General features: G+C 73.3%; 13 protein-coding genes. 7 read left to right on the top strand and 6 right to left on the bottom strand.

The window, feature by feature from the left end:
• The first annotated feature begins 40 nt into the window (after positions 1–40).
• Positions 41–355 (top strand): cupin domain-containing protein, encoded by a 315-nt coding sequence (locus tag KY5_RS01230; protein WP_098240397.1) that lies wholly within the window; start codon positions 41–43, stop codon positions 353–355.
• Here KY5_RS01230 and KY5_RS01225 read toward each other — a convergent pair.
• Positions 340–1,809: a PLP-dependent aminotransferase family protein gene (locus KY5_RS01225; RefSeq protein WP_159072451.1), complete on the bottom strand. Its 1,470-nt coding sequence runs from the start codon at positions 1,807–1,809 to the stop codon at positions 340–342. The two genes, KY5_RS01230 and KY5_RS01225, sit on opposite strands and share 16 nt — an antisense overlap.
• Before the next feature lie 153 nt (positions 1,810–1,962).
• Between KY5_RS01225 and KY5_RS01220 the strand changes: the two genes are divergently transcribed.
• Together KY5_RS01220 and KY5_RS01215 are read left to right on the top strand one after the other, a co-directional pair.
• Complete coding sequence (locus tag KY5_RS01220; protein ID WP_098240395.1) at positions 1,963–3,216, top strand: Tm-1-like ATP-binding domain-containing protein; 1,254 nt, start codon at positions 1,963–1,965, stop codon at positions 3,214–3,216.
• Positions 3,217–3,242: 26 nt separating this feature from the next.
• Positions 3,243–4,064 (top strand): phosphoenolpyruvate hydrolase family protein, encoded by an 822-nt coding sequence (locus KY5_RS01215; RefSeq protein WP_098240394.1) that lies wholly within the window; start codon positions 3,243–3,245, stop codon positions 4,062–4,064.
• 7 nt (positions 4,065–4,071) lie between these two features.
• On the opposite strand, the gene KY5_RS01210 is transcribed toward KY5_RS01215, so the two are convergent.
• On the bottom strand, positions 4,072–4,725 hold the full coding sequence (locus KY5_RS01210) for a M23 family metallopeptidase (RefSeq protein WP_098240393.1): 654 nt from the start codon (positions 4,723–4,725) through the stop codon (positions 4,072–4,074).
• Between the two features lie 383 nt (positions 4,726–5,108).
• On the opposite strand from KY5_RS01210, the gene KY5_RS01205 reads away from it, so the two are divergent.
• Positions 5,109–6,215, top strand: coding sequence for a hypothetical protein (locus KY5_RS01205; protein ID WP_098246998.1), 1,107 nt, complete (start codon positions 5,109–5,111; stop codon positions 6,213–6,215).
• Between the two features lie 20 nt (positions 6,216–6,235).
• On the opposite strand, the gene KY5_RS01200 is transcribed toward KY5_RS01205, so the two are convergent.
• The gene (locus tag KY5_RS01200) at positions 6,236–7,825 is read right to left on the bottom strand and encodes a sigma-70 family RNA polymerase sigma factor (RefSeq protein ID WP_098240392.1); all 1,590 of its coding nucleotides are present in this window, start codon (positions 7,823–7,825) and stop codon (positions 6,236–6,238) included.
• Positions 7,826–8,094: 269 nt separating this feature from the next.
• On the opposite strand from KY5_RS01200, the gene KY5_RS01195 reads away from it, so the two are divergent.
• Positions 8,095–8,811, top strand: coding sequence for an MIP family channel protein (locus tag KY5_RS01195; protein WP_098240391.1), 717 nt, complete (start codon positions 8,095–8,097; stop codon positions 8,809–8,811).
• On the opposite strand, the gene KY5_RS01190 is transcribed toward KY5_RS01195, so the two are convergent.
• The 3 genes from KY5_RS01190 to KY5_RS01175 form a co-directional block, all read right to left on the bottom strand.
• Positions 8,812–10,014: an alpha/beta hydrolase family protein gene (locus KY5_RS01190; protein ID WP_098240390.1), complete on the bottom strand. Its 1,203-nt coding sequence runs from the start codon at positions 10,012–10,014 to the stop codon at positions 8,812–8,814.
• A 393-nt stretch (positions 10,015–10,407) separates the two neighbouring features.
• Positions 10,408–19,680 (bottom strand): non-ribosomal peptide synthetase, encoded by a 9,273-nt coding sequence (locus KY5_RS01180; RefSeq protein ID WP_098240388.1) that lies wholly within the window; start codon positions 19,678–19,680, stop codon positions 10,408–10,410.
• Positions 19,680–23,648 carry a non-ribosomal peptide synthetase gene (locus KY5_RS01175; RefSeq protein ID WP_098240387.1) on the bottom strand — a complete coding sequence of 1,323 codons (3,969 nt, stop codon included), beginning with the start codon at positions 23,646–23,648 and terminating at the stop codon, positions 19,680–19,682. Before KY5_RS01175 ends, KY5_RS01180 begins: the two co-directional genes overlap by 1 nt.
• 632 nt (positions 23,649–24,280) lie before the next feature.
• Here KY5_RS01175 and KY5_RS01170 point away from each other — a divergent pair.
• Both KY5_RS01170 and KY5_RS01165 read left to right on the top strand, forming a co-directional pair.
• Positions 24,281–25,273, top strand: a complete 993-nt coding sequence (locus KY5_RS01170) for an ArsR/SmtB family transcription factor (protein ID WP_098240386.1) — start codon at positions 24,281–24,283, stop codon at positions 25,271–25,273.
• 251 nt (positions 25,274–25,524) lie between these two features.
• On the top strand, positions 25,525–26,217 hold the full coding sequence (locus KY5_RS01165; RefSeq protein WP_098240385.1) for a peptidoglycan-binding domain-containing protein: 693 nt from the start codon (positions 25,525–25,527) through the stop codon (positions 26,215–26,217).
• The last annotated feature ends 10 nt before the right edge of the window (positions 26,218–26,227 follow it).

Raw genomic sequence — 26,227 nt, 5'->3', positions numbered from 1 at the left:
CGGGACAGCAGAGCGGGCAGAGCGGAAGGACCGGAGCGCCATGACCGGCTATGTGTGGTCGGCCGTGGACGACGCCCCCGTCCGCGAACTCTTCCCCGGCATCCGCCTGCGCCCGCTGTGGCGCGGCGAGAACGGCGCGAGCGCGCAGGTGCTCGAAATGGATCCGCACACCTGCTGGGAGGGGATCGACGTGCACGAACCGGGCCCCGAAGAGGTCTTCGTGGTCTCCGGAGTCTTCAACGACGGCGAACGCGACTATCCGGCGGGCTCGTTCATCCACGCCCCCGCGGGCTCCTGGCACATCCCGCAGACCACCACCGGCTGCACCTTGTTCGTCTTCTACCCGGAGGGCTGAGCCCCCTCCTGCCCCTTGGCGGACGACTTCTCCGACCGGCTGCGCTCCGCGGACTCCAGGAGCGTCGGCAGCGCACGCTCCAGCGCGTCCACGCCGTGCGCGTACGGCAGCCGCAGCCGGTCCCTGAAGCCGTCCACCGCCGAGAACGCGGACCCCGGCACCACGGACACGCCCCGGCGTCGCGCCCACTGCGCCATCGCCTCCGTGTCCGTGCCGGGCACGCGCACCCACAGCGCGGCGCCCCCGGCGGGACGGTCCCACTCCCAGTGCGGAGCCCGGGAACGCAACAGCTTCTCCGCGCCCGCCCGTTGCTCGCGCAGGACCGTGCGCCGCGTCGTGCGCGCCTGCGGCAGACGGCCGAGCAGCCGCACCGCCACCAGCTGCTCCACCACGGGACAGGACAGGTCCACCGACGTCTTGATCTTCGCGAGCCGGGCCACGACCTGCGGCGATGAGCGCACCCAGCCGACCCGCAGCCCGCCCCAGAACAGCTTCGACAGCGTCCCCACGACGATCGTGGAGGCATCGGGGAGCCCGGCGGCGAGCGGCACGGGAGGACCGTCGCCGTCCAGGGCGAGCTCCGCGCACGAGGTGTCCTCGACCGTGAACACCTCCCGCTCGGCCAGCGCCGAGGCCCACGCCCGCTGCGCCGCCCCGTCCAGGCCGCGGCCCGTCGGGTTGTGCACGGTCGGCTGGAGGTAGACGAGCCGGGGCCGCACCGCCGCGCCGAACCGCCGCAGGGCCCCGGGATCGGCGCCGTCCCGGTCCGCCCCTGGCCGGTCGCCGCCGACCGGCACGAGGCGCGCCCGGCGCGAGCGCAGCGCCTCCAGGGCGCCCCGGTAGGTGGGGTTCTCGACCACCACCGTGTCGCCCGGGTCGACCAGCGCCTGCGCCACCAGCCACACCGCCTGCTGCGAGCCCGAGGTGACCAGGATCTGCTCGGGCCCGGTCGGCACCCCGGCAGCCCGGTAGTACGCGGCGATGCCCTCGCGCAGCTCGGGAAGCCCGTACGGCAGATAGCCGTCGGCGCGCAGCAGCGGCGCGAGGTCGTCCGCCGTCAGCGCGCCCACCACGTCGCCCACCGTGCCGAGCCCGTCCAGGGCGCCGCTGGACAGGTCCACGGTGCCCGTCCGGGCGTCGAAACTGGCGAGCCTGCCCTCGCCCGCACCCTCGTCGATGGACCCCGAACCGCGCAGTCGCGAGCCGCTGCCGCGTCGGCTCTCCAGCCACCCCGACTCCTCCAGGAGGCTGTACGCGGCGGTCACCGTGGAGCGGCTGACGCCGAGGACGAGGGCCAGCTCACGCTGTGAGGGGAGCGTCGAGCCCGCCGGCACGTCGGCGCGCTCGGCGAGCTCCCGCAGGGCGTCCGCGAGCCGCCTGGGCAGCGGACCCGACCCCTCGGAGGCCCAGCCGGTGAGCAGTCGCGCCAGCCTGGTCGTCGGAATCTTCGCCATGCGCCCATCTTCCTCCACACGGACCACCGTTCGCCCCGCACGCCCCATGACCAGGCAGGACGCGCAGGCCAATCGGGCCCGACTGGTCGTTGCCAGGGCCACCGGCGGGACGCAGGATCGGCAGCACCGCGCACAAGAAGGAGTGTGAAGGACATGGCGACCGTCGTGCTGGCCGGAACCCTGGACACCAAGGGCGAGGAGTACGCCTGGCTGCGCGAACGCCTCAGGGAGTACGGCAGCGATGTCCTCCTCGTCGACACCGGCATCCAGCCGCCGCCCGCCCACGCCCCCACCCCCGACGTACCGGCCGACGTCGTGGCGCGGGCCGCGGGGCACAGCCTGACCAAGCTCCGTGCCGCGGGGGACAGGGCCGCGGCGGTCGCCGCCATGGCCGAGGGACTCACCCGCGTCGTCCTCGACCTGCACCGCGAGGGACGGCTGCACGCGGTGCTCGCCGCGGCGGGCAGCGGCGGCTCGGCGATCGCCGCGCAGGCCATGCGGGCGCTGCCCATCGGCGTACCGAAGGTCCTGGTCAGCACCATGGCGGGCGGGGACGTGGCGCCGTACGTCGACAGCAGCGACCTCACGATGATGTACAGCGTCGTCGACATCTCCGGCATCAACTCGGTCTCGCGCCAGGTGCTCGGCAACGCGGCGGCGGCCGCGGCCGGGATGGCGCGCCGCAGGGAGCGCAACCACGAGCAGCTCGCGGGACCGCGGCGCAAGGTCGTCGCCGCCACCATGTTCGGCGTGACCACGCCCGCCGTCGACACGGCCCGCGCCCGCCTCGCCGAACTCGGCTACGAGGTCCTCGTCTTCCACGCCACGGGCGCCGGTGGCCGGGCCGTGGAGAAGCTCGCCGCCGACGGCATGCTGGACGGCGTGCTCGACCTGACCACCACCGAACTCGCCGACGAACTGGTCGGGGGAGTGCTCAGCGCGGGCCCCGACCGGCTCACCGCCGCGGGCGCGGCCGCCGTCCCCCAGGTCGTCGCGCCCGGCGCGCTCGACATGGTCAACTTCGGCCCCGCGGCGAGCGTGCCCGAGCGGTTCGCCGACCGGCGCCTCCTGGTGCACAACTCGACGGTGACGCTGATGCGGACGACCGCCGACGAGATGACCGAACTCGGCACGGTCCTCGGCCACAAGCTCGCCGCCGCCCGCGGCCCCGCCGAACTCTTCTGGCCGCTGCGCGGCCTGTCCGCCGTGGACGTGACGGGCGGCCCCTTCGACGACGGCGTGGCCGACACGGCGGGCCTGGAGGCGCTGCGCGCCACGGTGCGCGGCAGCGGCGTACGGCTGCGGGAGATCGACGCCCACATCAACGACGCGTCGTTCGCCATCGCCATGGCCGACCGCCTGCACGAACTGATCACCGAGCGCTCCGCGGCCCCGGTCCGCCGCTGAACCGCCTGGAACCGAAGGAGAACACCATGAACCGCGAGGAAGCACTCGCCAGGCTGCGCGCCCAGGTCGCCGCGGGCAAGCCCGTCATCGGGGCGGGCGCGGGCACCGGGCTCTCGGCCAAGTGCGCCGAGGCCGGCGGCGTCGACCTGCTGATCATCTACAACTCCGGCCGCTACCGGATGGCGGGACGCGGCTCGCTGGCAGGGCTCCTGCCCTACGGCGACGCCAACGAGATCGTCACGGACATGGCCCGCGAGGTCCTGCCCGTCGTCAGGGACACCCCGGTCCTCGCGGGTGTCTGCGGCACGGACCCGTTCCGCCGCATGGACCTCTTCCTCGACCAGCTGAAGGCCATGGGCTTCAGCGGCGTGCAGAACTTCCCGACGGTCGGCCTGTACGACGGCACCTTCCGCGTCAACCTCGAAGAGACCGGCATGGGGTACGGCCTCGAGGTCGACATGGTCCGCACCGCCCACGAACGCGAGCTGCTCACCGCGCCCTACGTCTTCGACCCCGAGCAGGCCGCGGACATGGCGCGCGCGGGCGCCGACGTCCTGGTGCCCCACGTCGGCCTCACGACGAAGGGCTCGATCGGCGCGGGCACCGCCCTGACGCTCGACCAGGCGGCGGCCGCCGTCCAGGAGATGCACGACGCCGCCAAGCGCGTCAATCCGGACCTGCTCGTCCTGTGCCACGGCGGTCCCATCGCCGAGCCCGATGACGCTCGCTACGTCCTCGAACACACCGAAGGAGTCGTCGGCTTCTTCGGCGCCTCCTCCATCGAACGGCTCCCCACGGAACGCGCCGTCGTCGAGCAGACCCGCGCTTTCAAGTCCCTGACGCCCTGAGGCGTTCTCACCAGAGCCGTGCGCCGCGCCGCGCCAGGTACGCGGACGGGCTCACGTCCGAGCCGTAGTGCCGCCGGGCCCGTATCTCCAGATGGAGATGGGGGCCCGTGGCGCGCCCGGTGGCGCCGCTGTTGCCGAGTCTGGCGCCGGTGCGGATGCGGGCGCCCTGGCGTACGCCGATGCGCGAGAGGTGCGCGTACACCGCGTAGTGGCCGTCCGGCATCCGCACGGTGACGGCGTTGCCGTACGCCCCCGACCAGCGGGCGAGGACCACGACGCCGCCGCCCACCGCGTAGACGGGAGTGCCACGCGGCACCGCCAGGTCGATGCCGGTGTGGTGCCCTGCGAGCCAGTCGCCGGGCACGCCGTACCGGGCGGTGATCCGGTAGTGCCTCCGCAGCGGCAGCGCGCACCGGCCAGGAGGGCCGAGCCGCGCGATCCCGCGGTCGTCCTCCTCGGGTATCAGCTCGTCGGCGCCGGCCAGCGCCGACTCGAACTCGGCGTCGTAGTGGGCCGTGCAGGAGTCCTCGGACTCCTCGGCCGATGCCGGTGCGGCCGCCCGGAAGGAGAGGGCGCCGCCTGCCAGGAGCGCCGCGGCCATGCCCAGCGCGTCACGTCGTGAGGTGCCCGCGCGAGGCGGGACGTCTATGTGGTATCCCATTTCAGTCAGCAGACCGGTCGGGGCGGCGGAACGCACGCCGACTGAGCCATCCGGTGTACCCGGCCGGGACGGCTGAGGGGCCGTCGGCGATCCCGCCGGGAGAAGTTCCGGCAAATCTTCCGCGCCGCGAGCCGCCCGGAGCCGACCGGCGTCCCGGCCCCCGCCCGACGAGCCCGACACGCCGGAAACATCGGCCAACTCATCGACGCCCAAGGCCAGTTCACTCCGTACGATGTGCGGGCGGGCCCCGCCGGACGCTCCTGCCGAAGTGATCGTCCCCGGCGCAGGGGCGCCCGTTGCGCGGAGGGACCGTCTGTCCGGTTGTCGTGCCCGGCGCAAACAGCGGATACGGTGCTGCCGTGGTGATCGAGAGGGAGGGGCCGGTGTCAGGAACTGCGCTGCTCGTCGCGGCGGCTCCGGTGAGCAAGGGCCGCATCGTGGACGCGGCTTCCGTGCTTCCCGTGCTCGCGGCGGTGTCACCGGCGGCCCTCGCCGGAACCCCGACCGCGAGCGTCGTGGAACTCGCCGACCCGCTGGACCCGCAGACGGTCCTGACGCGGCTGCGGGCCGCCGCCATGGCGCCGGGGCCTTTGACGATCTTCCTCGTCGGCCAGGTCCATCTCGACCGGCGCCAGCGGCAGTTGCACCTCGCGCTCGCCAGGTCCACCCCCGCGACCATGCGCTACACCGGGCTGCCCTGGCACTGGATCACCCAGGAGCTCAGGCTGCGCCCCGCGGGCAGCACCACGATCGTCGTCGACCTGCACACCGACCCGGAGAGCTGGGAGACCCTCACCCAGCACCCGCTCGACGCGGGACCGGGCGTCGCCCTGTACGGACGGATCGCCCCGCCCGTGCGGCGCCGCGGCATCGAGACGCCGACGTACATGAAGGCGCTCGCCACCGTCCTGCGCAGCGGGCACCGCCCGCCGCTGCCCCAACTCCACGAGCAGGCCGTCGCCCAGTCCCTCGCCGACGACGCGCAGGACCTTTTGATCGCGTCGACCGGCGCCGCCCCGGTGGCGCAGAGCCCCTACCGGCAGCCGCCGACGCCGTCGGACATGGATCCGCACGCGGCGATCACCGCGGCCGTCGAGGCGGGGCGGCACGGCGAGGCCGCGTCCCTGGCCGCCGCCTGGGAGCAGACGGCGCTGCGCATGCACGGCCCGGGCTCCGCCGAGGTCATCCACTGGATGGAGGTCCGTGCGGACCTCCAGCGGTTCGCCGGGGAACCGGCGCGCAGCTGCGAGACCTGGCTCGCGGTCGCCGCGGCCCGGCTCTCCGCGGGCCAGGCGCCCGACTCCGCAGAGGTGGAGGCCGCGGCGGACCGGGCCCACCACCTGTGGGACCGGGTGCGCGACCCCGAGACCGTCCGGGGGCTCGGCCCCGCCCTGGTCGCCCTGCGCCGCCAGGTGCCGGGACGCCAGCGCGGCACGCTGTCGCTCGCCCAGCGGCGCCTGGAACAGTTCCACACGCAGCAGGTCGGCTGAGCGGACCCGTCGCGCGCGGGTCAGAGCGCCGTGCCGAACGCCTGTGTCCACCACGGGCCGCCGGAGCCGTTGTGGATGCCCACGCCCAGCTCCTTGAAGTCGCAGTTGAGGATGTTGGCGCGGTGGCCGGGGCTGTTCATCCACGAGTCCATCACCGAGGCGGGGGTCTGCTGGCCGCGCGCGATGTTCTCGCCGTAGGTGCTCCAGCGGTACCCGGCCGCCGTGATGCGGTCGCCGGGGTCGGTGCCGTCCGGGCTCGTGTGGTCGAAGTAGTCGCGGGCCGCCATGTCGGCGGAGTGCTTCGACGCGGCGGTGGCGAGCTTGTCGTTGGAGCGGACCGGGCCGCAACCCGCCTTGGACCGCTCGGTGTTGACCAGGGCGACGACCTGCGCGGCGGTGCCGCTGGGCTGCTGGGGCGCCGGATCGGGCTTGTCGGGCTTCGGCTTCGGCGCGGGCTTGGACGTGGTCTTCGTGGGCGTGGGGGTGGGCGACGGCTTCTTCTTCGGCTTCGCCTTCGTCTTGCTGGGGCTCGGTGAGGCGGAGCGCGAGGCGGAGTGCGAGGGCGAGGGGCTCTTCGACGCCGAGGGCTCACCGGTCCCGGACGCGGGCGCGGCGGCGGTCGACGGTGCGCTCTCGTCCGCGTCCGGCCCGGTCAGCAGGTGCACCGCGGCGCCACCGGCGACGAGCGCGGCGACCGCGGCCGCCACCGCCGCCGTACGGCGCTGTCGCCTGGCCCGCTCCTGACGGGCCCGCGCCCGCGCGGAGACCGGAGCCTGACCGGGCAGGGAGGAGGTGGCGCCGACACTGACCAGGTCGGCCGGCGGCAGCAGCCTGCTCGTGAGCGCGGCCCCCACCGGTACGAGTCCCAGCGCCACCAGGAGTCCCTCGGCGGGGACCAGGTTCGACCAGTGGCTCTCACAGACCTGGCAGCCGCGCGCGTGCCGCGCGATCCGCTTGCGCCACAGCGCCGACGGCGCGCCGTCCCAGGTGTCCGTCACCTGCTGGAGGCCCGCGCACCGAGGCACGGCCGACAGGGCGCGGACCACCACGCGCGCCGTCTCCAGCTGTGCCTTCATCCGCTGGACCCGCACGGCCGCGTGCTGCGGCGCGAGTTCGAGCGCGGTGGCGACCTCGGCGCGCGTCAGCTCGCCCGCCGACTCCAGCCACCACAGGGACAGCAGCGCCCGGTCGTCCTCGTCCAGCCACCGGGTGGCCTCCGCGGTCTCGCGGCGCTGACCGGAGAGCCCGAGGCGCGTGATGGTCAGGTCCACGAAGTCCGCGCCGGGATCCACCACGTCGTACCCGTCACCGAGCTGGCCGCCGGTGGGTATCTCACCCGTGGCGCGCTCCCGCCAGTGGCCGCGTATCTGGTTCATGGTGATGGCGACGAGCCAGCTGCGGAACGTCTCGGGACTGCGCAGCCCGTCCAGGCCGCCGAGCACGCGGAGCATGGTCTCCTGCACCACGTCGTCCACGTCGGCGTGCCCGTTCAGGGCCCGCCCGACGATGTTGTAGACCAGCGGAAGATACTCCGCCACGAGCGCGTCCTGCGCCTGCTGGTTCCCGTCCTGCGCTGCCCTGACCATCGCGGCTTGGCGTTCGCTGCTCACGCTGTGTCCACTTCCTCTGTGGGGGGTCCGTCTGCTCCGACATAGGGGAGACGCCCCCCCGCCCGCCCCGATAACAGAAACCCGTCGGATTCCGTCGGCGGCGGTCCACTATGCCGTGCGGCCCATCCGGCGCCCGCAAGGGGTGGCGACCCGACGCTGTCACTCGAATGGGTGTACGTCGCGGGGTCCTGGACCGGCAGAACAGGCGAGGACGCACAGATCGGCAGACGATGGCCGAACAGTCCGGCAGAGCCTGCGAGGTGGTTGCTGTGCAGATCAGAGCGGTGGTATCCGAGTTCATCGGGACGTTGCTCCTCGTCTTCTTCGCCGTGGGATCGGCGGTGCTCGGCGCCGAGTACATCGGCACCCTCGGCATCGCACTGGCCTTCGGCTTCACGCTGCTCGCCCTGGCGTACACCCTCGGCCCGATCTCCGGCTGTCACGTCAATCCGGCGGTGACCCTGGGCATGCTCTGCGCGCGCAGGATCGACGTCCGCACCGCCGTGACCTACTGGGTCGCGCAGCTCCTCGGCGGCATCGTCGGCGCGGCCCTGCTCTTCCTGCTGGCCAAGCAGGTGCCGGGGCTGAAGACGAGCGAAGCCTTCGGCAGCAACGGCTACGACGACCGGTCCGCGGTCGGCATCAACCTGGGCGGTGCCTTCCTGGCGGAGGTCGTCCTGACCTTCCTGCTCGTCTTCGTCGTCCTCGGCGTGACGCACCGGGTGGCGGTCACGGGCTTCGACGGGCTGCCGATCGGCATCGCGCTGGCCGTCATCCACCTCGTCGGCATCCCGCTGACCGGCACCTCGGTCAACCCGGCGCGGAGCCTCGGCCCCGCCCTGTTCGCCGGGGGAGCGGCGCTCTCCCAGCTGTGGCTGTTCCTCGTGGCCCCGCTGGTGGGCGGTGTGATCGCGGCGCTCGTGCACCGGGTGACGCATCCCGCGGGTGAGGAGCGGGTCATCGCCGACAAGGCGTCCGCGGCGTAATCACCGCTTGGGGAAGCCGACCTCCGGATGAGCCGGGGAGGGGCCGTCGAGCAGCGGCTGAGGACGGTCCCTCAGCTCCTGTTCGAAGAAGGCGCCGACGTAGGCGCGGGTGATCTGCTCCGAGCGCTCACCGGAGAGCGGCACCTCGGGGTCGACCACCCCGGCCTGGCCGGTCAGGACCGGCACGTCGGTGAAGGTGAAGTGCCCGGAGCCCTTGACCGTGAGCCAGCGCTTCCAGCCGCTCAGGCCGTTCCACGTGCTGTCCCAGTTCTCGCCGTCTCCCTTCCCCGGGGTGTGGTCGAGCTCGGAGCCCAGCATCAGGAAGGGGCGCTTTCCGAGACCGACCGGTTCCGTATGGAAATGACCGTCCATGTTCATGCCCGCGCGCACCCGGGGGTCCGTGCTCATGACGGCGAGCGCCGCGGCCCCGCCGATGGAGTGCCCACCGGCCCCGATGCGCTCGGTATCGATCATCCCGGAGTGCCGCCAGGCCGCCTGGCGTCCGGTCAGCCGGTCGATGACGTACGAGAGGTCCTCGGCCCGCCCCTCGGTGACGACCTTGCCCATCCCCGGCTCCTCGGCGGGCCCGCACGCGGCGCAGGTGAGGATCCGGCCGCCGGGGAACGCCGTGCCGACCGACTCGTAGGCGTGGTCGACGGTGGCGACGACGAACCCGCGGCTCGCGAGGTCCTCCGCGAGGTGCGTCAGCGTGGCCCGGGGAGCGGTGAACCCGGGGGAGAGCACGACCAGCGGGAACCGGCCCGACGCGGGCCGCGCACCGGCGCGGGCGAAGGTGCGCGTGGCGCTGTAGGCGGTGGCGGAGATCTGCTTCTCCAGACCGCCGGCCTCAAGGAGCAGACGGGCCTCCGCCTCGGAGGTGTAGGCGGTGGGGCGCCCGCCGCCGTGTCGCGCGGGGTAGTACACGGACGTCATCAGCTCCCGCGCGCCCGCCGAGGGCACCCACGGGTCGGGACGGCTCGTGTCGACGAGGTGCAGGGTGTCGCGGCCCACCGCGAACGGGCCCGTGGGGCGAGGGAGATGGAGGGGTGCGGTCGCCTTGTCGCCTTGGCGGTCCACAGCTTGAGGGGCTGCCGACGCGGGCGTGGCGTGGGCGACCGCGGCAGTCGCGGCGGGCAGGGTCAGGGCCAGCGCGAGCACGGTGACAACGGCGTGCCCACGCAGGGCAGTTCGGGTTCCGGTCATGACACAGGACGCTAGACGCGGGGGCGGGGCGGTACGTCGCCCCGCGGTCTGACCCGCACCAGACTCCGGAGGTATGCGGGCGTCAGCTTCTGGTAGGAGACTCGATACGGCCACGGTGGCGCGCCGATCACCACGCGCCACCACGCGCCCCCACTTGTCCACCGCTCGTCACCAGTCACCAGGAGGTCCGTTGTCCCCACAGCGCGCTGAGGCCCCGCAGGAGACGCCCGATGAGGCGATGCCGGTTTCGAGGGAGCCGTCGGACGAGGGAGGTGAACCTCCCTGCGCCCTGGACCGGGTGTGCCCGGAGTGCGGCCGCCTGAACGAGACGGCCGGGACCCGCCGCTGCGAGCGGTGCGGCGGCGGACTCCCTGGCGGACCCGGTGGAGACGGTCAGTGAGGCTCGACCGGTGACGGGAACGCCGCGTTGACCGTGGCGGCCACCGTAACCGCCCACGGCGGCCTGACGATGTCGTAATGCGTGGCGTCGAGCTGTCGGCTCTCCTTGAGGTCGTCCAACCGCTCCCGCCACAGCCGCTGTTGGTGCTCCGGCGAGCCGTGGGCCGGGAGTTCGGGCACCGGGCGGGAGGCCAGCCACAGCCAGGTCGGCGTGCCGGACAGGCGCGGCGGCTCGTGCTGCGCCATGCCGCTCAGGTTGGCGCGGCAGCAGTGCGCGAGACGCTCGGCGTACGCCTGTGCCTGGGGGCCCGCGGGTGCCCCGGAGCCCGACTGGCTCAGCTCGTGGGCGAAGACCGCCTCGATCCGGCTCTCGTCGTACTCCTGGAAGCGCGGTGCGGCGTCCGGCGGCGGCGGGTCGAGCAGGTGCAGTCCGTCGAAGGGCCGGTCCGCCTCCCGCGCCCCGGCCGCCATGGCCTGTGCCACCCAGGCGCCGAACGACCAGCCCACGAGGTGGGTGCGCCACTCGCCGTGCGGGAAGCGGGCCCGCAGCGCGTCCCGGTAGCGGCGCGCCCGCTCGGTGGTCGACCAGGCGGTGAGGTCGGGCCGCCGCAGCGCGGGGTCGGGGATCAGACAGACGGTGAGCCGTGGATCGAGCCCCGACACGAGTGCGCGGTACGCCTGGATGTCACCGCCGACCGGGTGGATCAGGCACACCAGGTCGCGGCCCGTGCCCTCCTGCCACACCTCCAGGGTGACCGGATCGTCGGAGGAGTCCACGGCACCGGGGGCCGCCTCGGCGACGCGTGCGAGGACCTCGTTGAGGCTCACCCGGTGGCTGAGCCGGGAGAGTTCGATGGAGACGCCGTGGTGCTGCTCGACCTCGGCGATCAGGTCGAGCAGGGTCAGGGAGTCGGCGCCGTGGTCGTACAGGGAGGCGTCGGGGTCGAGGGCGTCGATGCCGAGCAGATCGCACAGCAGGGCGGTGAGCCGCGCCCCGGCGGACCGGGCCGAGGCGGCCGCGAGGGCCGAGGTGCTCGCGGGGACCGGGGTGCTCGCGGGGGCCGGGGCGGCACCCTCCCTGCCATTGTCGGCGGACGACGCGTCGTTCCCCGGCGCGTAGAACGTACGCGCCTTCTCGATGTCGGTGGTGGAGACCATCAGATGCGGCAACTGGAGCCGCAGCGCCCGCGAGAAGAGGGTGCGGCCCTCCTTCACCGCGAGTCCGACCGCGAGATGAGCCTGGTGGCGGGCGTCCGAGTGAAGGGCGTTCCGCGCCATGCCGACCTCGCTCCACACGTCCCAGTCGACGGCGATGCGCAGGGTCGTCTCCGCGGGGCCCGAGCGGTGCCGGGCGAAGCCGTCCAGGAGACCGTTGGCGGCGGCGTAGTCGAACTGGCCGACGCCGCCGAACAGCGCCGCCATCGACGAGCAGTACACTGCGAACGCGGGCCGGTGCCGCGCGATCAGCCGCTCGACGAGCAGGGCGCCGCGCGCCTTGGCGTCCGTGACCCGGCGCAGCGCGGCGGCGTCACGACGGGCGAGCAGGCCGCCGCCCGCCACGCCCGCCGCGTGCACCACACCGTCGACGCGGTCCGTGACCTCCTCGATCACGGCTAGGACCTCGTCAGGTGTCTGTCCGGCGAGGTCGGCCCGCACCAGGTCGACGCGGTCCGCCCACTGCGCGAGATCGGCGGGCAGCCGGGGCTGCCGGGACAGCAGGAGGACCCGGCAGTCGGAGCGGGCGAGGAGCCAGTCCGCGATGGCGCAGCCGATGCCGCCGGTGCCGCCGAGCACCAGGTACGTCGCGGGGCCCGAGGGCAGCGCGGAGGGCGCCGTCGGCGCGGGAGCGGCCACCGTGAGCAGCGCTTGGCGCCACCAGTAGCCCTGGCGCAGCGCGATCCGCCGGGGCAGCGCCGCGGCATGGTCGCTCCCCGCGAGCAGTGCCGCCACGGACGCCGCCCAGTCGGCCGGGTCCGCGGTGGGCAGGTCGAGCCAGTGCCCTTCGACGCCGCTTTCCTGCGGCGCGACCTCGCCCGCGCCCGCGAGGAGCCCCGACTCGGGCCGCTGGACGGTGCCTTCGACCGGCTGCGCCTCGTACGAGACCCACCAGGTCCGCAGCCGTACCGACGACGGAAGACCGGTCGCCGCCCGCAGCAGCGCGGCCGGTGTGTCCAGGCAGGCCCAGCGGGCGCGTTCGAGCGAGTCCTCGCCGACGGGACCCCGCACGGCGAGCGGCAGCGCGTGCAGCCAGTCGACTCCGGCCGGTCCCGCGGCGGCCAGTTCGGCGACGAGACGGCGCAACGACTCCGGGTCGGCGGGGTCGACTTCGTAGACGTCGTCCGCGAGCCGGGCGAAGGCGTCGGCGGCGGTGACGCGGACGACCCGGTCGTATACGGCCTCGAAAGCGCGGACCGCGTCGGCGTCGAGCGGCTCCGCCGTCATCGCGACCAGCACGCCGGGCACATGCGGCGCTTCGGTGGTGGCGCGGCTCAGCCGTACCCAGTGCGGCTGGTGGAGCCAGTCGGACTCGGGGAGGCGTTGCGGTCGGTCGCCGACGGCGTGGGTGTTCCGGCCGGGCATCGTCGTCGACGTCTGTTCGATGTCGTACTCGGACAGGGCGAAGGCGGGCGGCGGGAAGTCCCAGGGGGCCTGGGCGGGACCGGACGGCCAGTGGATCGCCCGGCCGGACAGCCAGGCGTCGGCCACCTCCTCGGCCGTGCGGCCCTCGGCGGACAGGGCGGCGGGGTCCGCGTCGCCGGGTGTCACCTCGACGCCCGACACCGTACGCAGCCAGGCCACGGCCGATGCCGCGTCGGCGCAGGCCCCGGCCGCACGCCAGCGGCCCGGCGTCCGTCCTGCCTGTAGATGCCGCAGCACCCTGCCGTACTCCTCCGGCCTGGCCTGAAGGTAGTCGGCGATTCGTGCGGCGTCGGCGCGCAGTGCCTGAGTGCTGCTGCTGGAGAGCAACAGGCAGCCCGATACGTCCAGTTGAGGGACCGGCGGGATCGACGAAAGGTCGGGGTCGTCCGCTTCGAGCACCAGATGCGCGTTCGTGCCGCCGATGCCGAAGCTGCTCACGGCGGCGACGCGCGGGCGTCCCTCCGGCCAGGGGAGTGCCTCGGTGGGGATGGAGAACGGTCCCGCGTCGGCGCCGATCTGCGGATTGAGCCGCCGGAAGTCGACGTTGGGCGGGATCACGCCGTGGTGGACCGCGAGCGCGGCCCGGACCAGACCGACCACGCCCGCCGCCGCGCCCAGGTGCCCGATCTGGCTCTTCACCGAGGACAGGGCGCACTGCCCCGACTCGTCCAGGTCGAAGGCCTGACGCAGCGCGCCGACCTCGACCGGGTCGCCGAGCCGGGTGCCGGTGCCGTGCGCCTCGACGTAGCCGAGGTCCGCGCTGTCCCGGCCGCTGCGGCGCAGCGCGGAGCGGATCACCTCGCGCTGGCCCGGCAGTGAGGGCGCGCTGTAACTGAGCTTGCCCGAACCGTCGTTGTTGAGGGCCGAGCCGGTCACCACGGCGTAGACGGTGTCGCCGTCGCGCCGTGCGAGGCGCAGCGGCTTGAGCACCACCACGCCCACACCGCTGGCGCCGACGGTGCCTCCGGCGTCGTCGCTGAAGGGCCTGCAGTGCCCGTCGTCGGAGAAGATGTGCTGTGGCCGGTACTGGTAGCCGTCGGTCAGCAGCCGGTCGACGAGGACCCCGCCCGCCAGCATCACCTCGGCGTCGCCCTGCCGCAGCAGCCCCGCCGCGACGTGCACCGCGACCAGCGAACTCGCGCAGGCCGCCTGGACGGTGAAGGCGGGTCCCGAGAGGTCGAGGTGGTAGGCGACCTTGGTGGTGAGGAAGTCCTTCTCGTGGTGGAGGGCGAGCTGGAAGCCGTCGGGCAGCCGCTCCGGGTCGACCTGGCGCAGCATCGACTGGAAGTAGGTGTTCTCGCCACAGCCCGCGACGAGTCCGATGCGCTGCCTCGACGCATCGGCGATTCCGGCGTGCGCGAGCGCCTGCACGGAGCTCATCAGCAGATGCCGCTGCTGCGGGTCCATCAGCCGCGCCTCCTGGCGGCTGATGCCGAAGTGCTCCGGGTCGAAGGAGAGGAGCCCCGACATCTGACTGCGGGCGCCGACCAGGCCGTCGGCCGCCTCGAAGTGCTCCACGCCCCTGCCGCCGTCGCGCACCATCTCCCAGAAGGTGGCCAGATCGTCGGCGCCGGGCAGCCGGACCGCCATGCCGATGACGGCGATGGGCTCGTCGACGGGGCCCGGCGCCACCCGGTCCGGTTCGTCGGCGTCGCTCGTCCGCTCACCCGGTACGTCTCGGCCGTCCAGGAATCCGGCGAGGTCGCGGATGGTCACGTGCTCGAACAGATCGGGGATGGTGAAGGTCAGTCCGGGCTCGGCGGTGCAGCGCAGATGGAAGCGCATCAGGTCCAGGCTGGTCGCGCCCGCGTCGAAGAAGCGCTGCTCGGGCCCGATGCTCCTGCCGACCACCGACGCGAACAGCTCGGTGAGCAGGGCCTCGCGCGCGGAGCGGGCCGGACGCGCACCGGGGCCCGGCCTGGTGGCGGAAAGCTCCTCTCCCGGCACGGTCGCGGCCGCCCGCCGGTCCAGCTTGCCGCTCGGCGTGAGCGGCAACCGTGCCACGCGCCGGAAGCGGTCGATCCGCACGTACGGCGGAAGCAGTGGCGCCAGATGCCGCGCCAGGTCCACCGGGTCGGGGTCGGGAGCGTCGTCGCGGCACTGCACGCAGGCCACCAGGCGCGCACCGTCGCGTACGACCACCGCGTTCACGATGTCCGGGTGCCGCAGCAGGGCTGCCTCGACCTGCCCCAGTTCGAGGCGGTGACCGCTCAGCTTGATCTGCTGGTCGTCCCGGCCGCGGAAGTGCAGCAGACCGTCCCCGTCGAAGCGGGCCAGGTCACCGCTGCGGTAGAAGGTGCCGAGGCCGGGCAGGTCGACGAACCGGTCCGCGTTGAGGGAGGGATCCCCCAGGTAGCAGGGCGCGGCCATCGGACCGCCGATGAGCAGCCGACCCGTGCGGCCCGGCGGCAGCGGCTCGTCGGCCTCGTCGACCACCCGCAGCCAGGCGCCCGCCACCGGAGCGCCGATGGCGGGGCGCTCCGGCCAGTCGGCCGGGTCGCCGTCCAGGCGGAGCGCGCTGACCACGTGGGTCTCGGTCGGGCCGTAGTGGTTGAACAGGCGTGCGCCCGGCATCCCGGCGAACCAGCGGCGGATGGCGTCGGTGCACAGCAACTGCTCGCCCGCGGTGACCACGTCACGCAGTCGCGAGGGATGACGGCCGAGTCGTACGCCGTGTTCGGCGAGCAGGTGCAGCGCGACGTAGGGAAGGAACAGGCGCTCGACACCCGCGTCATCGAGCTGGTCGAGCAGCGCGGGCACGTCATGGCGCCACTCCGGGCGAACCAGATGCAGCCGCCCTCCGCCGCACAGCGTGCCGAAGATCTCCTGGAAGGAGACGTCGAAGGAGAGCATGGAGAACTGCTGGGTGGCCGCGGGCGCCGCGAGGTCGCCGGACTCGGCCTGCCACTGGAGCAGGTTGCACAGCGTACGGTCGGGCACCCGCACGCCCTTGGGGGTGCCGGTGGAGCCTGAGGTGAACAGCGTGTACAGCGGCCGCCGTCCGTCGTGCGGCGCCGTTTCGGGCGCGTCGGCGGGCAGCGGTGGGTGGGTCGACAGGGCGACCGGGTGGCGCGGCGGCCCTTCCGGGGCGATCGCGTCGAGTGGATCGGGGGCTTCGTCCCGCGGCACCAGGACGCACAGCGGCTCCGCCTGCGCCAGGATCTGCCGAAGGAGCTCCGGCGGATAGGAGGGGTCGAGCGGCACGATCGTCAGGTTCAGCCGGGCCAGCGCGAGCAGCGCCACCACGTGCTCGGCCGACGGCTGGAAGTACAGGGCCACACTGCGCGGCCCGTCGTCGTCGGGGAGTGACGGGTAGAGCCCTCGCAGCTCGGCTGCCAACTGAGCGGCGTACGCGTCCAGTTCGGCGTACGTGAGGGTGCGCCCCTCGGGCGTCACGACCGCCGGGGCGTCGGGCGTACGGCGTACGGCGCGGGCGAAGCCCTCGGCGACCGTACGGAAAGCGGGCGCCACCTCGGCGGCGCGGCCGGGCTCGGGCAGCGCGCGCCGGTAGGGCTCCACCAGCTCGGCGGGCGTGCTCCGGGCGGGGTCGGTCAGCAGGTCCAGGCCGCGCCGGAACAGGTCGGCGAGGGCCGCCACCTCGTCGGCGTCGAAGTGGCGGGCGTCGTACTCCCAGAGGCAGTCGAAGCCCGTGCCCCGCTCGACCACCGAAAGGGTCAGCGGACACTTCGCGTCGGCCGGTGGCCGCCACCGGGGCCGGACGGTACAGCCGGGCAGCGCCAGCGCGTCGAAGTCGGTGTTCTCCATGACGAACAGGAAGTCGAACGGAGAGCCGTGGTCCGCGCGGTCGGCCAGCACGTCGGCGAGTGACACGTCCTGCCGGTCGAGCACCGACTGCACGGCGGCTCCGTGCCGCCGCAGTTGTTGGCGCAGGTCGTCGCGCGGCGCCACGTCGAGCGGGAGCAGCACGGTGTTGGCGAACATGCCGACACCGGACTCGAATTCCTGCACGGGCCGGTTGGCCACGGGGCTCGCGATGCGCGGCCGCGTCCCGCCCGTGACTCCGTACAGGCTCCAGGCGTAGACGCTCAGGAGCAACTGGAAGCGGGTGAGGCCGAGTTCGGCGCAGAGCCGGTCGAGCGCGGAGCGACGTCCCGGGTCGAGCGAGTCGCGCAGGAGACGCCCCGCGGGCCCGTCCACCGGATGGATGTGCCCCAGGGGCTCGTCCCTGGCCTCCGACGTCGCGTAGTGAGCGCTCAGTTCGGCGCGCTGTGCGCGATACCCCTCGTGGCTGAACCACGCGGCCTGCCAGGCCGCGAAGTCGAGCGGGGTCGGGACGGGCGCCGTGTGCTGTCCCTCGACCTCGCCGTCGTGCGGGGCGGCGGCGTAGTCGGCGGAGAGTTCGCCGAACAGCACGTTGAGCGACCAGCCGTCGACGGCGATGTGGTGCAGACGCAGCAGCAACTCGCCGCCGCCGGTGTCGGGACGCGGCAGCCAGCTCGCCCGGAACAGCCGAGGGTCGGCCAGGTCGAAGGGTTCGGCGAAGAAGGCGTCGGTGCGATCGCCCCGCTCCTGCTGGGAGTGGCCGAGCGGCTCGGGCAGTTCCGTCCACGGGTCGTACGGCTCCGCCACCACCTGGCGCAGCCCGCCCGGCGTGGCCTCGAAGGCGGTGCGCAGTGCCGGATGGCGTGCCACGACGCGGCGCAGCGCGTGTCGGAGCGCGGCGGTGTCGACCTCGCCGTCGACGCGGAAGACCAGCGGCACGTCGTACGCGCGGGAGGCGGGGTCCCGCTGCTGGAGCAGCCACAGCCGTTCCTGTTCGGCCGTCGCGGGCGCCGAGCGCGCGTCCGTCGGCTCGGCCGGGGCCGGATACGGTGAGCCCCCCTCGGCCGCCGCCTCGGCCAACCGCGCGAAGTCGCCGCGCAGGATCAGCGCCTGCGGCACCTCGCGGCCCCAGCGGCGCCGGGCCTCGAAACGCAGCCGCAGCGCCTTGAGGGAGTCGCCGCCGACCGCTATCCAGCGGTCGGCCAGACGCAGCCCGTCCACGCCGAGGACCTGCTCGGCCAGGTCGAGCACCTCGCGCTGCCAGGGGGTGAGGTCCGCGTCCCCCGCCCCGTCGCGCCGCCAGGGCGCGTCGTCCCGTGCGAGGAGCGCGGCCATGTCGACCTTGCCGTTGGCGTTGAGCGGCAACTCGTCGACCAGATAGGCCCGGTGCGGGCGCATGTAGGCGGGCAGCGCGGCGGCCACGTGCCGGTCGAAGTCGTCGAAGGACAGCTCGGCGCCGAGCACCAGGTAGGCGAGGAGTTCGTTGACGCCGCTCGCGTCGCGACGTGTGCACACGTATGCCTGGCGTACGGCGGGGTGGGCCACGATCTGCCGTTCCAGCTCGCCCGGTTCGACGCGGAAGCCGCGGACCTTGACCTGCCGGTCGGCGCGCCCGACGTACTCGACGTCACCCGCCTCGTCGAGCCGCACCAGGTCGCCGGTGCGGTAGTGGCGGGCCGAGCCGCCGTCAGGGCCTCCCAGGGTGACGAAGCGCCGCTCGGTCTCCTCGGGGAGGTTGCGGTACCCGGCCGCCAACGCCGCGCCCGCGAGGCAGAGTTCACCCACCTCGCCGGGGCCCGCGATCCGGTCGCCGTCCGCCGTCACCAGGAGTTCGGTGCCCGGCAGCGCGCGCCCGATCGGCACCACGTCGCCGTCGAAGTCCCGGGGGATCGGATGGCAGAGTGCGAAGGTGGTGGTCTCGGTGGGGCCGTAGACGTTGTGGAGCCGGGTGGCGCTCTCGGGATTGTCGCGGTACCAGCGGCGGATCAGCCGGGCGTTCAACTGCTCTCCGCCGACCAGTACCTGGCCGATGGTCGAGAAGCAGTGCGGCGCCTTGTCGACCACCGCGTTGAACAGCGCCACGGTCATGAACAGGACGTCGACGCGCAGCCGCGCGAGCTCCGCCGCGAGCACGTCGGGGGTCTGTACCGTCTCGTCGCCGAGGATCACGCAGCAGCCGCCGGTGAGCAGCGGCGTCCAAACCTCGAAGCTGATCGCGTCGAAGGCCGGATTGGACAGACACGCGTACCGCGCGCCCTCGTCGATGCGGAGATAGCCGGGCCGTGCCAGGCGCAGGATCCCCGCGTCCAGGACCTCGACGCCCTTGGGACGGCCGGTGGTGCCCGAGGTGTAGAAGACGAAGGAGACCGGCGCGTCGCCCTCCTGCCGCGCGGGCGGGGAGACGTCGGCGACCGTGGCGTCTCCGTACGCGAGCAACTCCGCGACCGGCAGTGGACGGACGCCGGGCGGCAGGGCGTCCGGTTCCGTGTCCGCGTGCAGTACCGCCACGCAGGCCGAGTCGGTGAGGATGTGCCGTCGCCGGTCGGGCGGGCTCTGGGCGTCGAGCGGCACCACTACCCCGCCGAGGCGCAGGATGCCGAGCATGGCGGGGACCAGCTGCCAGGAGCGCGGCAGGCAGACCGCGACCGCCTGGCCGGGACGTACGCCATGGCCGCGCAGCGCGGCGGCGACGGACGCGCTCGCGGCGTCGAGGTCCGCGTAGTCCATGCGGTGCGCGCCGTCGACGAGCGCGAGGGCGGACGGATGCCGGCGCGCCCGCCGGAGCACGGCCCGGGCGAGGCCGTCGGCCGGAACGCGGGCCGCGGGGCGCGGCGCGGTGCTCATCAGCTCTCCCGGGCTCGGGCCCGGGCCGAACCGGACTCCGTGAGCCGTGCCAGCTCGGCCTCGATCGTGGCCGCCGCCCGCAGGACCTCCGAGGACTCCAGCATCTCCCAGTGGTCGCACTTCACCGACTCGACCGCGTACTCGCCTTCGGCGCGGCGGCGCCAGAACTCCCGCACGGCACCGAGCATCTCGTCCGTCGTGCCCTCGACGGCCTCGAGGAGGACCGTGCGTGCCGTGGTGGACGCGGGGACGTGGTCGCGCGAGGTGTGCAGGTTGTGGTTGTAGATGTGGTGGTACTGCTCGATCTGCCGGTCGTCGATGCCGGGGTACATGCCGTTGAACTTGATGAGCTTGTCGCGGAACTCCGCCATGCCCACCGGTTCGGTGGGCACGCGCAGCACCGGATCGTCCGTGGCCTGCGTGTCGAGCAGCACGACGCTCAGTCGCTCGCGTCCCGCCGCGGCGAGGCGGCGCCCCATCTCGTGGGCGACCAGGCCGCCGTAGGAGAGGCCGGTGAGGACCAGCGGCCCGTCCGGCAGGGGCTCGATGAGCTTCAGGTACGCCTCGGCCATGGCCTCGACCGAGGGCAGGAACTCCTCGCCGGGGTTGACGCCGGGCGACTGGATGCCCTGGACGCCGACGGATTCCGGCAGGGCCTTGGCGAGCGACAGGTAGCAGAACGCGGTGCCGCCCGCCGGGTGCACGCAGACCACCCGCGCCTGTCCTTCGCCCGCGCGGAGCTCCAGGAGGTTGCTCGGCGGCGGCCCCGACGCGCCCCTGCGCAGCCGCTCGCCCAGCGCCTCGATGGTCGGGTGCTGCAGGATGTCGCGGACCGGCAGCGTCTCGCCGAACTCCTCGCGGACGGCGTGCGCCAGCTTGATGGCGGAGATCGAGGTGCCTCCGACGTCGAAGAAGCTGTCGCTGATGCCGATCTCGGTCTGCAGCAGTAGGCGCTGCCAGATCCGGTACAGCGCCAGCTCGATGTGGTCGCGCGGACTTGCCTGGTTGACCTGCACGGGGCGGTCGGCGCGCGCCTTGGCGAGCAGGGCCGCGCGGTCGAGCTTGCCGTTGGTGGTCAGCGGCAACTGCGGCAGTTCGACGAAGAACGCCGGGATCATGTAGGCGGGCAGCCGCTGCCCGAGCGCGGCGCGCCAGTCGGCGTAGGACCGGGGCGCGGCGTCTCCGACGCCGACGGCGGCCACCAGGAACTGGTCGCCCGCCTCGTCCCGGTCGGCGAGGACCGCGGCCTCCACGACGCCCGGCTGATCGAGCAGCGTCACCTCGATCTCGCCCGGTTCGATGCGGAAGCCCCGCAGCTTGACCTGGTGGTCGTTGCGACCGGCGTACACGAGATGCCCCTCGGGCAGCCAGCGGGCCTGGTCGCCGCTGCGGTACATGCGCTCACCGGGGACGAAGGGGTCGGCGACGAAGCGTTCGGCGGTCGCTCCCGGGCGGCTCAGATAGCAGCGCGCGGTGCCCGCGCCCGCGACGTACAGCTCGCCCACGACACCCACCGGCACCGGCTGGAGCCGCTCGTCGAGCACGTAGGTGCGCATGTTGGCGATCGGCGAGCCGATGGGGGACTGGCGCGCGATCGGCCGGATGTCGGGGTACGCGGTGCAGTACAGCGCGGTCTCGGTGGGCCCGTAGCCGTAGAGGATGCGCAGCCCGGGCAGCGTCTGTTCGAGGCGGTGCAGGCCGTCCTCGGGCAGGGATTCGAGACCGCTGTGGATGAAGCGCAGCGCGAGACCCGCCAGGCGTTCCTCGGGCGCCTCGCAGAACCACTTGATGTACGCGGGCGGCAAAAACACCTCCACGATGCGCCGCTCGCGCAGCCAGCCCGTCAGGAGCTCGGGGTCGTGGCGCACCTCCCCGGGCACGAGTTCCAGGGTGCCGCCGCTGGTGAGGGGCAGCAGGAACTCCTGGATCGACGCGTCGAAGGCGAAGCTCGGCCACATCGCCGAGGGCAGCCCGGGCGTCGTACCGAACGTGGCGATCCAGTTGTCGAGGACGTTGAGGATGCCCCGGTGGGTGGCGGCCACTCCCTTGGGACGGCCGGTCGAGCCCGAGGTGTAGATGACGTACGCCAGGTTGTCCGGGCGGAAACCGATCCCCGGCGCATCCTCGCGGGCCCCCTCGGCCTCGACCTCGGCGAGCGTCGGCCAGCCGTCCGGCGGCGCCGCGGCATCGGTCAGGACCAGGGAGGCCCCGGCGTCCGCAACCATGCCCGCGAGCCGCTCCTGCGGCAGCGCGGGATCGAGCGGCAGATAGGCTCCGCCCGCCTTGAGGATGCCCAGCATGGCGACGACCAGGTCCACCGAGAGGCCCAGGTGCAGGCCGACCACGTCGTCGGTGCGCACACCACGCGCGATCAGGGCGTGGGCCAGACGGTTGGCACGCCGCTCCAGGGTGGCGAAGTCGAGCTGCTCGCCCTCGTGGACCACGGCGGCCTGCTCGGGCCGCTCGCGCACCTGCGTCTCGAACCGTTCGACGAGACCGGCCGGATCGCCGGGCCGTTCGGTGTCGTTGAAGCCCGTCAGGATCCGTCGGCGCTCCTGCTCGTCGAGGAGCGTGAGGGCGGCAGCGGGCCGCTCCGGGTCCTCGGTCATCTGGCGCAGGACCAGGCCCAGTTGGTGGCCGAAGCGCTCGGCCGTCGCCGCGTCGAAGACCGCGGCGGCGTACTCCAGATCGCCTTCGACGCGGCCGTCGTGCTGTGCCAGGGACAGCGTCAGGTCGAACTTCGCGGCGGTGTACGGCGAGGGGAGCGGCGCAGCCGTCACGCCCGGCAGCGTCAGCTCGTCCCGCCCGGCGCTCCGCCAGTCGAAGAACACCTGGAACAGCGGGGTGTGGGCGAGGCTGCGCTCCGGATTCACCACGTCGACGACCTGCTCGAACGGCAGGTCCTCGTGGTCGCGCGCCGAGAGCGACACCTCCGTCACGCGGCGGAGGAGCTCGGCCACCGTCGGCTCGGCCGAGAGGTCGACGCGCAGGGCCAGCGTGTTGGCGAAGAGGCCGATCAGGCCGTCGAGTTCGGCGCTCCGACGCCGGGCGGTGGGCGTGCCGATCACCACGTCGGTCTGCCCCGAGAGGCGGGAGAGGGTCAGCGCCCATCCGGCGAGGACGGCCGTGGACACCGCGCAGCCGTGGCGTCGCGCGAGTTCCTCCAGCGCCGCGGTGAGTTCCTCGTCGAAGGCGAGCGGCACCCGGCCGCCGCGGAAGTCCTGCTCGGCCGGGCGCGGCCGGTCGGTGATCAGCTCGAGAAGCGCGGGCGATCCGGCGAGGGCCCCCTGCCAGTAGGCGCGCTGCTGCTCCGCGGCAGCTCCGGTCAGCCACTGTCGCTGCCAGGCGGCGTAGTCGGCGTACTGCACCGACAGCGGCGGCAACGGGTCGGCCGCGCCCTCGGTGAACGCGGTGTAGAGCGCGCCGAGTTCGCGCGTCAGGACGCTCAGCGACCGGGCGTCGGTGATGCTGTGGTGGAGCGTCAGGAGCAGGACGTGGCGCTCGGCGCCGAGGGCTATCAGGCGGCCTCGGGCCAGCGGACCGCGCGCCAGGTCGAAGGTCGCGGTGGCTTCCTCCCGCTGGAGCGCGCCGAGTCGCTCTTCCGCGTCCGGGCGGTCGGTGAGGTCGTGGAAGGCGAGCGGGAAGCCCGTGTCGGCCGGACCGATCTCCTGGAAGGGCGTGCCCGCCACCGTGGTGAAGCGGGTGCGCAGTACCTCGTGCCGTGCGCTCAGCGCGTCCAGGGCGCGCCCGAGTGCCGTGCGGTCGAGGGTGCCCTCCAACTCGACTGCCAGGGGCAGGTGGTGTGCCTCGCTCGCGGTCCGCATCTGCGCCAGGAACCACGACCGCTGCTGCGCGTAGGACAATTCCAGTGGCGCGGTGCGGTCCGCGGGCGGCACGGCGGAGGGCTCGCTCCGCGTCACAGCCGAGTGTCCGGTGGGGGAATTGCGGAACTCTTGGTTCGCGGGCAAGGCTTACTCTCCACTCCGAGGGAACCCGGTTCACGGTGGGTGACGGGATATCGCCCGGCGGGGTCTGCCGAGCTCAAAAGCTGTCCCTCAACGCTTCACTGCGGTCCCGTAATGCACGTGCCGACCTTCAAACGCGATGATTGATCAATGCCTCGGAACCTGTCAATGGCCAGTCGTACGAGCTTCAACACTCGGGGCCCCACGACGTGCGGCCTGTCCGAACGGGCAGGCAGAAAGGTACGAAAGGGCAAGCCGGGCGGGCGAGTCATTGCCATTTCGGGAAGGAATCCCGCGTCAGTGGCGACGGCCGGAGGGGGGGGTGTTCTTCGGCGCGCGAGGAAAGGCGCGGTGAAATCCGGGGAGAGCGGAAAATCCGGGAAGCGCGGGAAAGTCGTCGCGGGCGGGGAAATCCGCGAGCAATAACGGCACCCGCCTCGACGCCTTGACGTCGACTGTCCCTATGCCACGACGACACCTGCCTCGACGCCCTGACGACATCAGTCCCGATGTCACGACGACGCCCACCCCGACGTCTTGACAGCACCCGCCCCGCGGCGATCGCCTGGGACCCGCCGCGGCGACGGGCCGCGGTCGCCACGGCGCCGAGCGCGGGCACGGGGGAGCGAGGAACGATGCTTCGGGTGCACTTCACGTCCGAGGACCTGACGCGGGTACGCATCGCGTCGGGTCCCGACCACCTGTGGGAGATCAGCAACAGCGTGCAGACCCTGCAACGGCGGGACGGTGCGCGGGAGTTCGGGGAGTGGCGCAGATGGGCGAGACCGCGCCTCTCGGAGAGCTCCCGGCTCCTCTCGCCCCTGCTGCCCCCGCACGGCAACTCGCCGGACTTCCTCACCCCCTCGCTCGGAGGCGGCACGACGCTGGAGGCCGCGGTGGACGCGCTGGTGCGCACACCGAGGCCGCGGCTCCGTGCCGACCTGCGACGGGTGGCCGCCTCGCGCAGACTGCCCGGTTGGACGGAGTCCCTCGCGGGCGGCGACGGAGTCACCCTCAAGCGGCTCGGGCGGGCGGTCCAGACGTACCACCTGGAGGCGCTCGCGCCCTTCTGGAGGCGGGTCCACGCCCACGTCGACGCCGACCGGATGCTGCGCGTGCGCAGTCTCATGGAGGGCGGCACGGAAGGGTTGCTGGCCGGTCTCGGTCCTCAATTCCGCTGGCGCTCACCGGTGTGGGAAGTCGACTACCCCGTCGACCACGAGCTGCGCCTGGACGGTCGCGGGCTCACCCTCCAGCCGTCGTTCTTCTGCTGGCCCACGCCCATCACGCTCGCCGACGCGGAGCTGCCGCCCGTCCTGGTGTACCCCATCGACCACGACATGGACTGGACGCGTGCGACGGCTGACGGCCGCACGGACGACAGCGCGCTCGGCGCGCTCGTCGGACACACCCGCGCCGCCGTCCTCAAGGCAGTCCGCACCGGTGCGTGCACGGTCGAGCTCGCCCGCCACCTGGACGTGACCCATCCCGCGGTGAGCCAGCACATGAAGGTGCTGCGCGCGGCGGGTCTGGTGACCACGGTGCGCAGGGCCGGGCGGTCGCTGCACGTGGCGACCGCGGAAGGGCGTGCGCTGCTGCGCAGTTGTGAGCGCGGCGACGGCGGCTAGCCGCACGGGCGCGGATGCCGCACAGCTGCACCAGCCCCCGGGCCGCGTCCGTAAGCCTGGGCTTTCATCGGTTGCGTATGGCATGAGCATGCAAGGAAGCTGACCGGGCTGTGACACGCGCGTCCCCCACCGTCCGTGGATCAACAGCCCCTGCCAGGTGCGCGGTTGGCGCGCGCACCTGGCGGTCGGCCGCGAGCGCTTCTCCCTTGCGCGGGCCGGGGACGCGTCGACGATCCGACGAAGGAGTGGCGATGCGCACCGACCGAAACCGAACTCCCCTACGCCCGGCGGCCGTTGTCGCCACACTGGCCGCCGTCGGCGCCCTGTTCGCCGCGCCCGGCGCGGCCCATGCCGGTACGCCCGCCCCCGCCGGGGCCTCGACGGCGGCCCCCGGACACGGCCTTGAGCGGTTCCAGGCCCGGCACGGGCTGCCCAGGACCGGCTCCGTCGACTCCGCGACCGCCAGAGCCCTGCGGGACGCCTCCGACGCCGAACTGCACAGGACCTTCCGGACCGCCGCCGACCTCGGCCCGGAGGAGCTCGCCAACGCCCGCACCGTCATCGGCGTCGGCAAGGGCGCCCAGATCCCCGAGCAGGGCCAGGTCATCGCGCTGATGACCGCCATGCAGGAGTCGAAGTTCGTCAACTACCTGACCCCCGTGGACCACGACTCGCTCGGCATCTTCCAGCAGCGCCCCAGCACCGGATGGGGCACGCCCGAACAGATCACCGACGTGCCCACCTCGTCCAAGTCCTTCTACGGAGTGGCCCCCTTCGGCAGCAACCCGGGCCTGATCCAGATCGACGGCTGGCAGACCATGCCGCCCGGCGAGGTCTGCCAGGCGGTCCAGGTCTCCGCCTACCCCGACCGCTACGCGCAGTGGGAGCAGTTCGCCCGCGACCTGCTCGCCCAGGAAGGCCCCTCGGTCCCGCCCATTCCCTGAGCCGCCCACC

It is taken from the genome of Streptomyces formicae (assembly GCF_002556545.1).
In the GTDB taxonomy this organism is placed as follows: domain Bacteria; phylum Actinomycetota; class Actinomycetes; order Streptomycetales; family Streptomycetaceae; genus Streptomyces; species Streptomyces formicae_A.
Note: the sequence above shows the minus strand (reverse complement) of the source record. Positions and strands in the feature narration are given on the sequence as shown.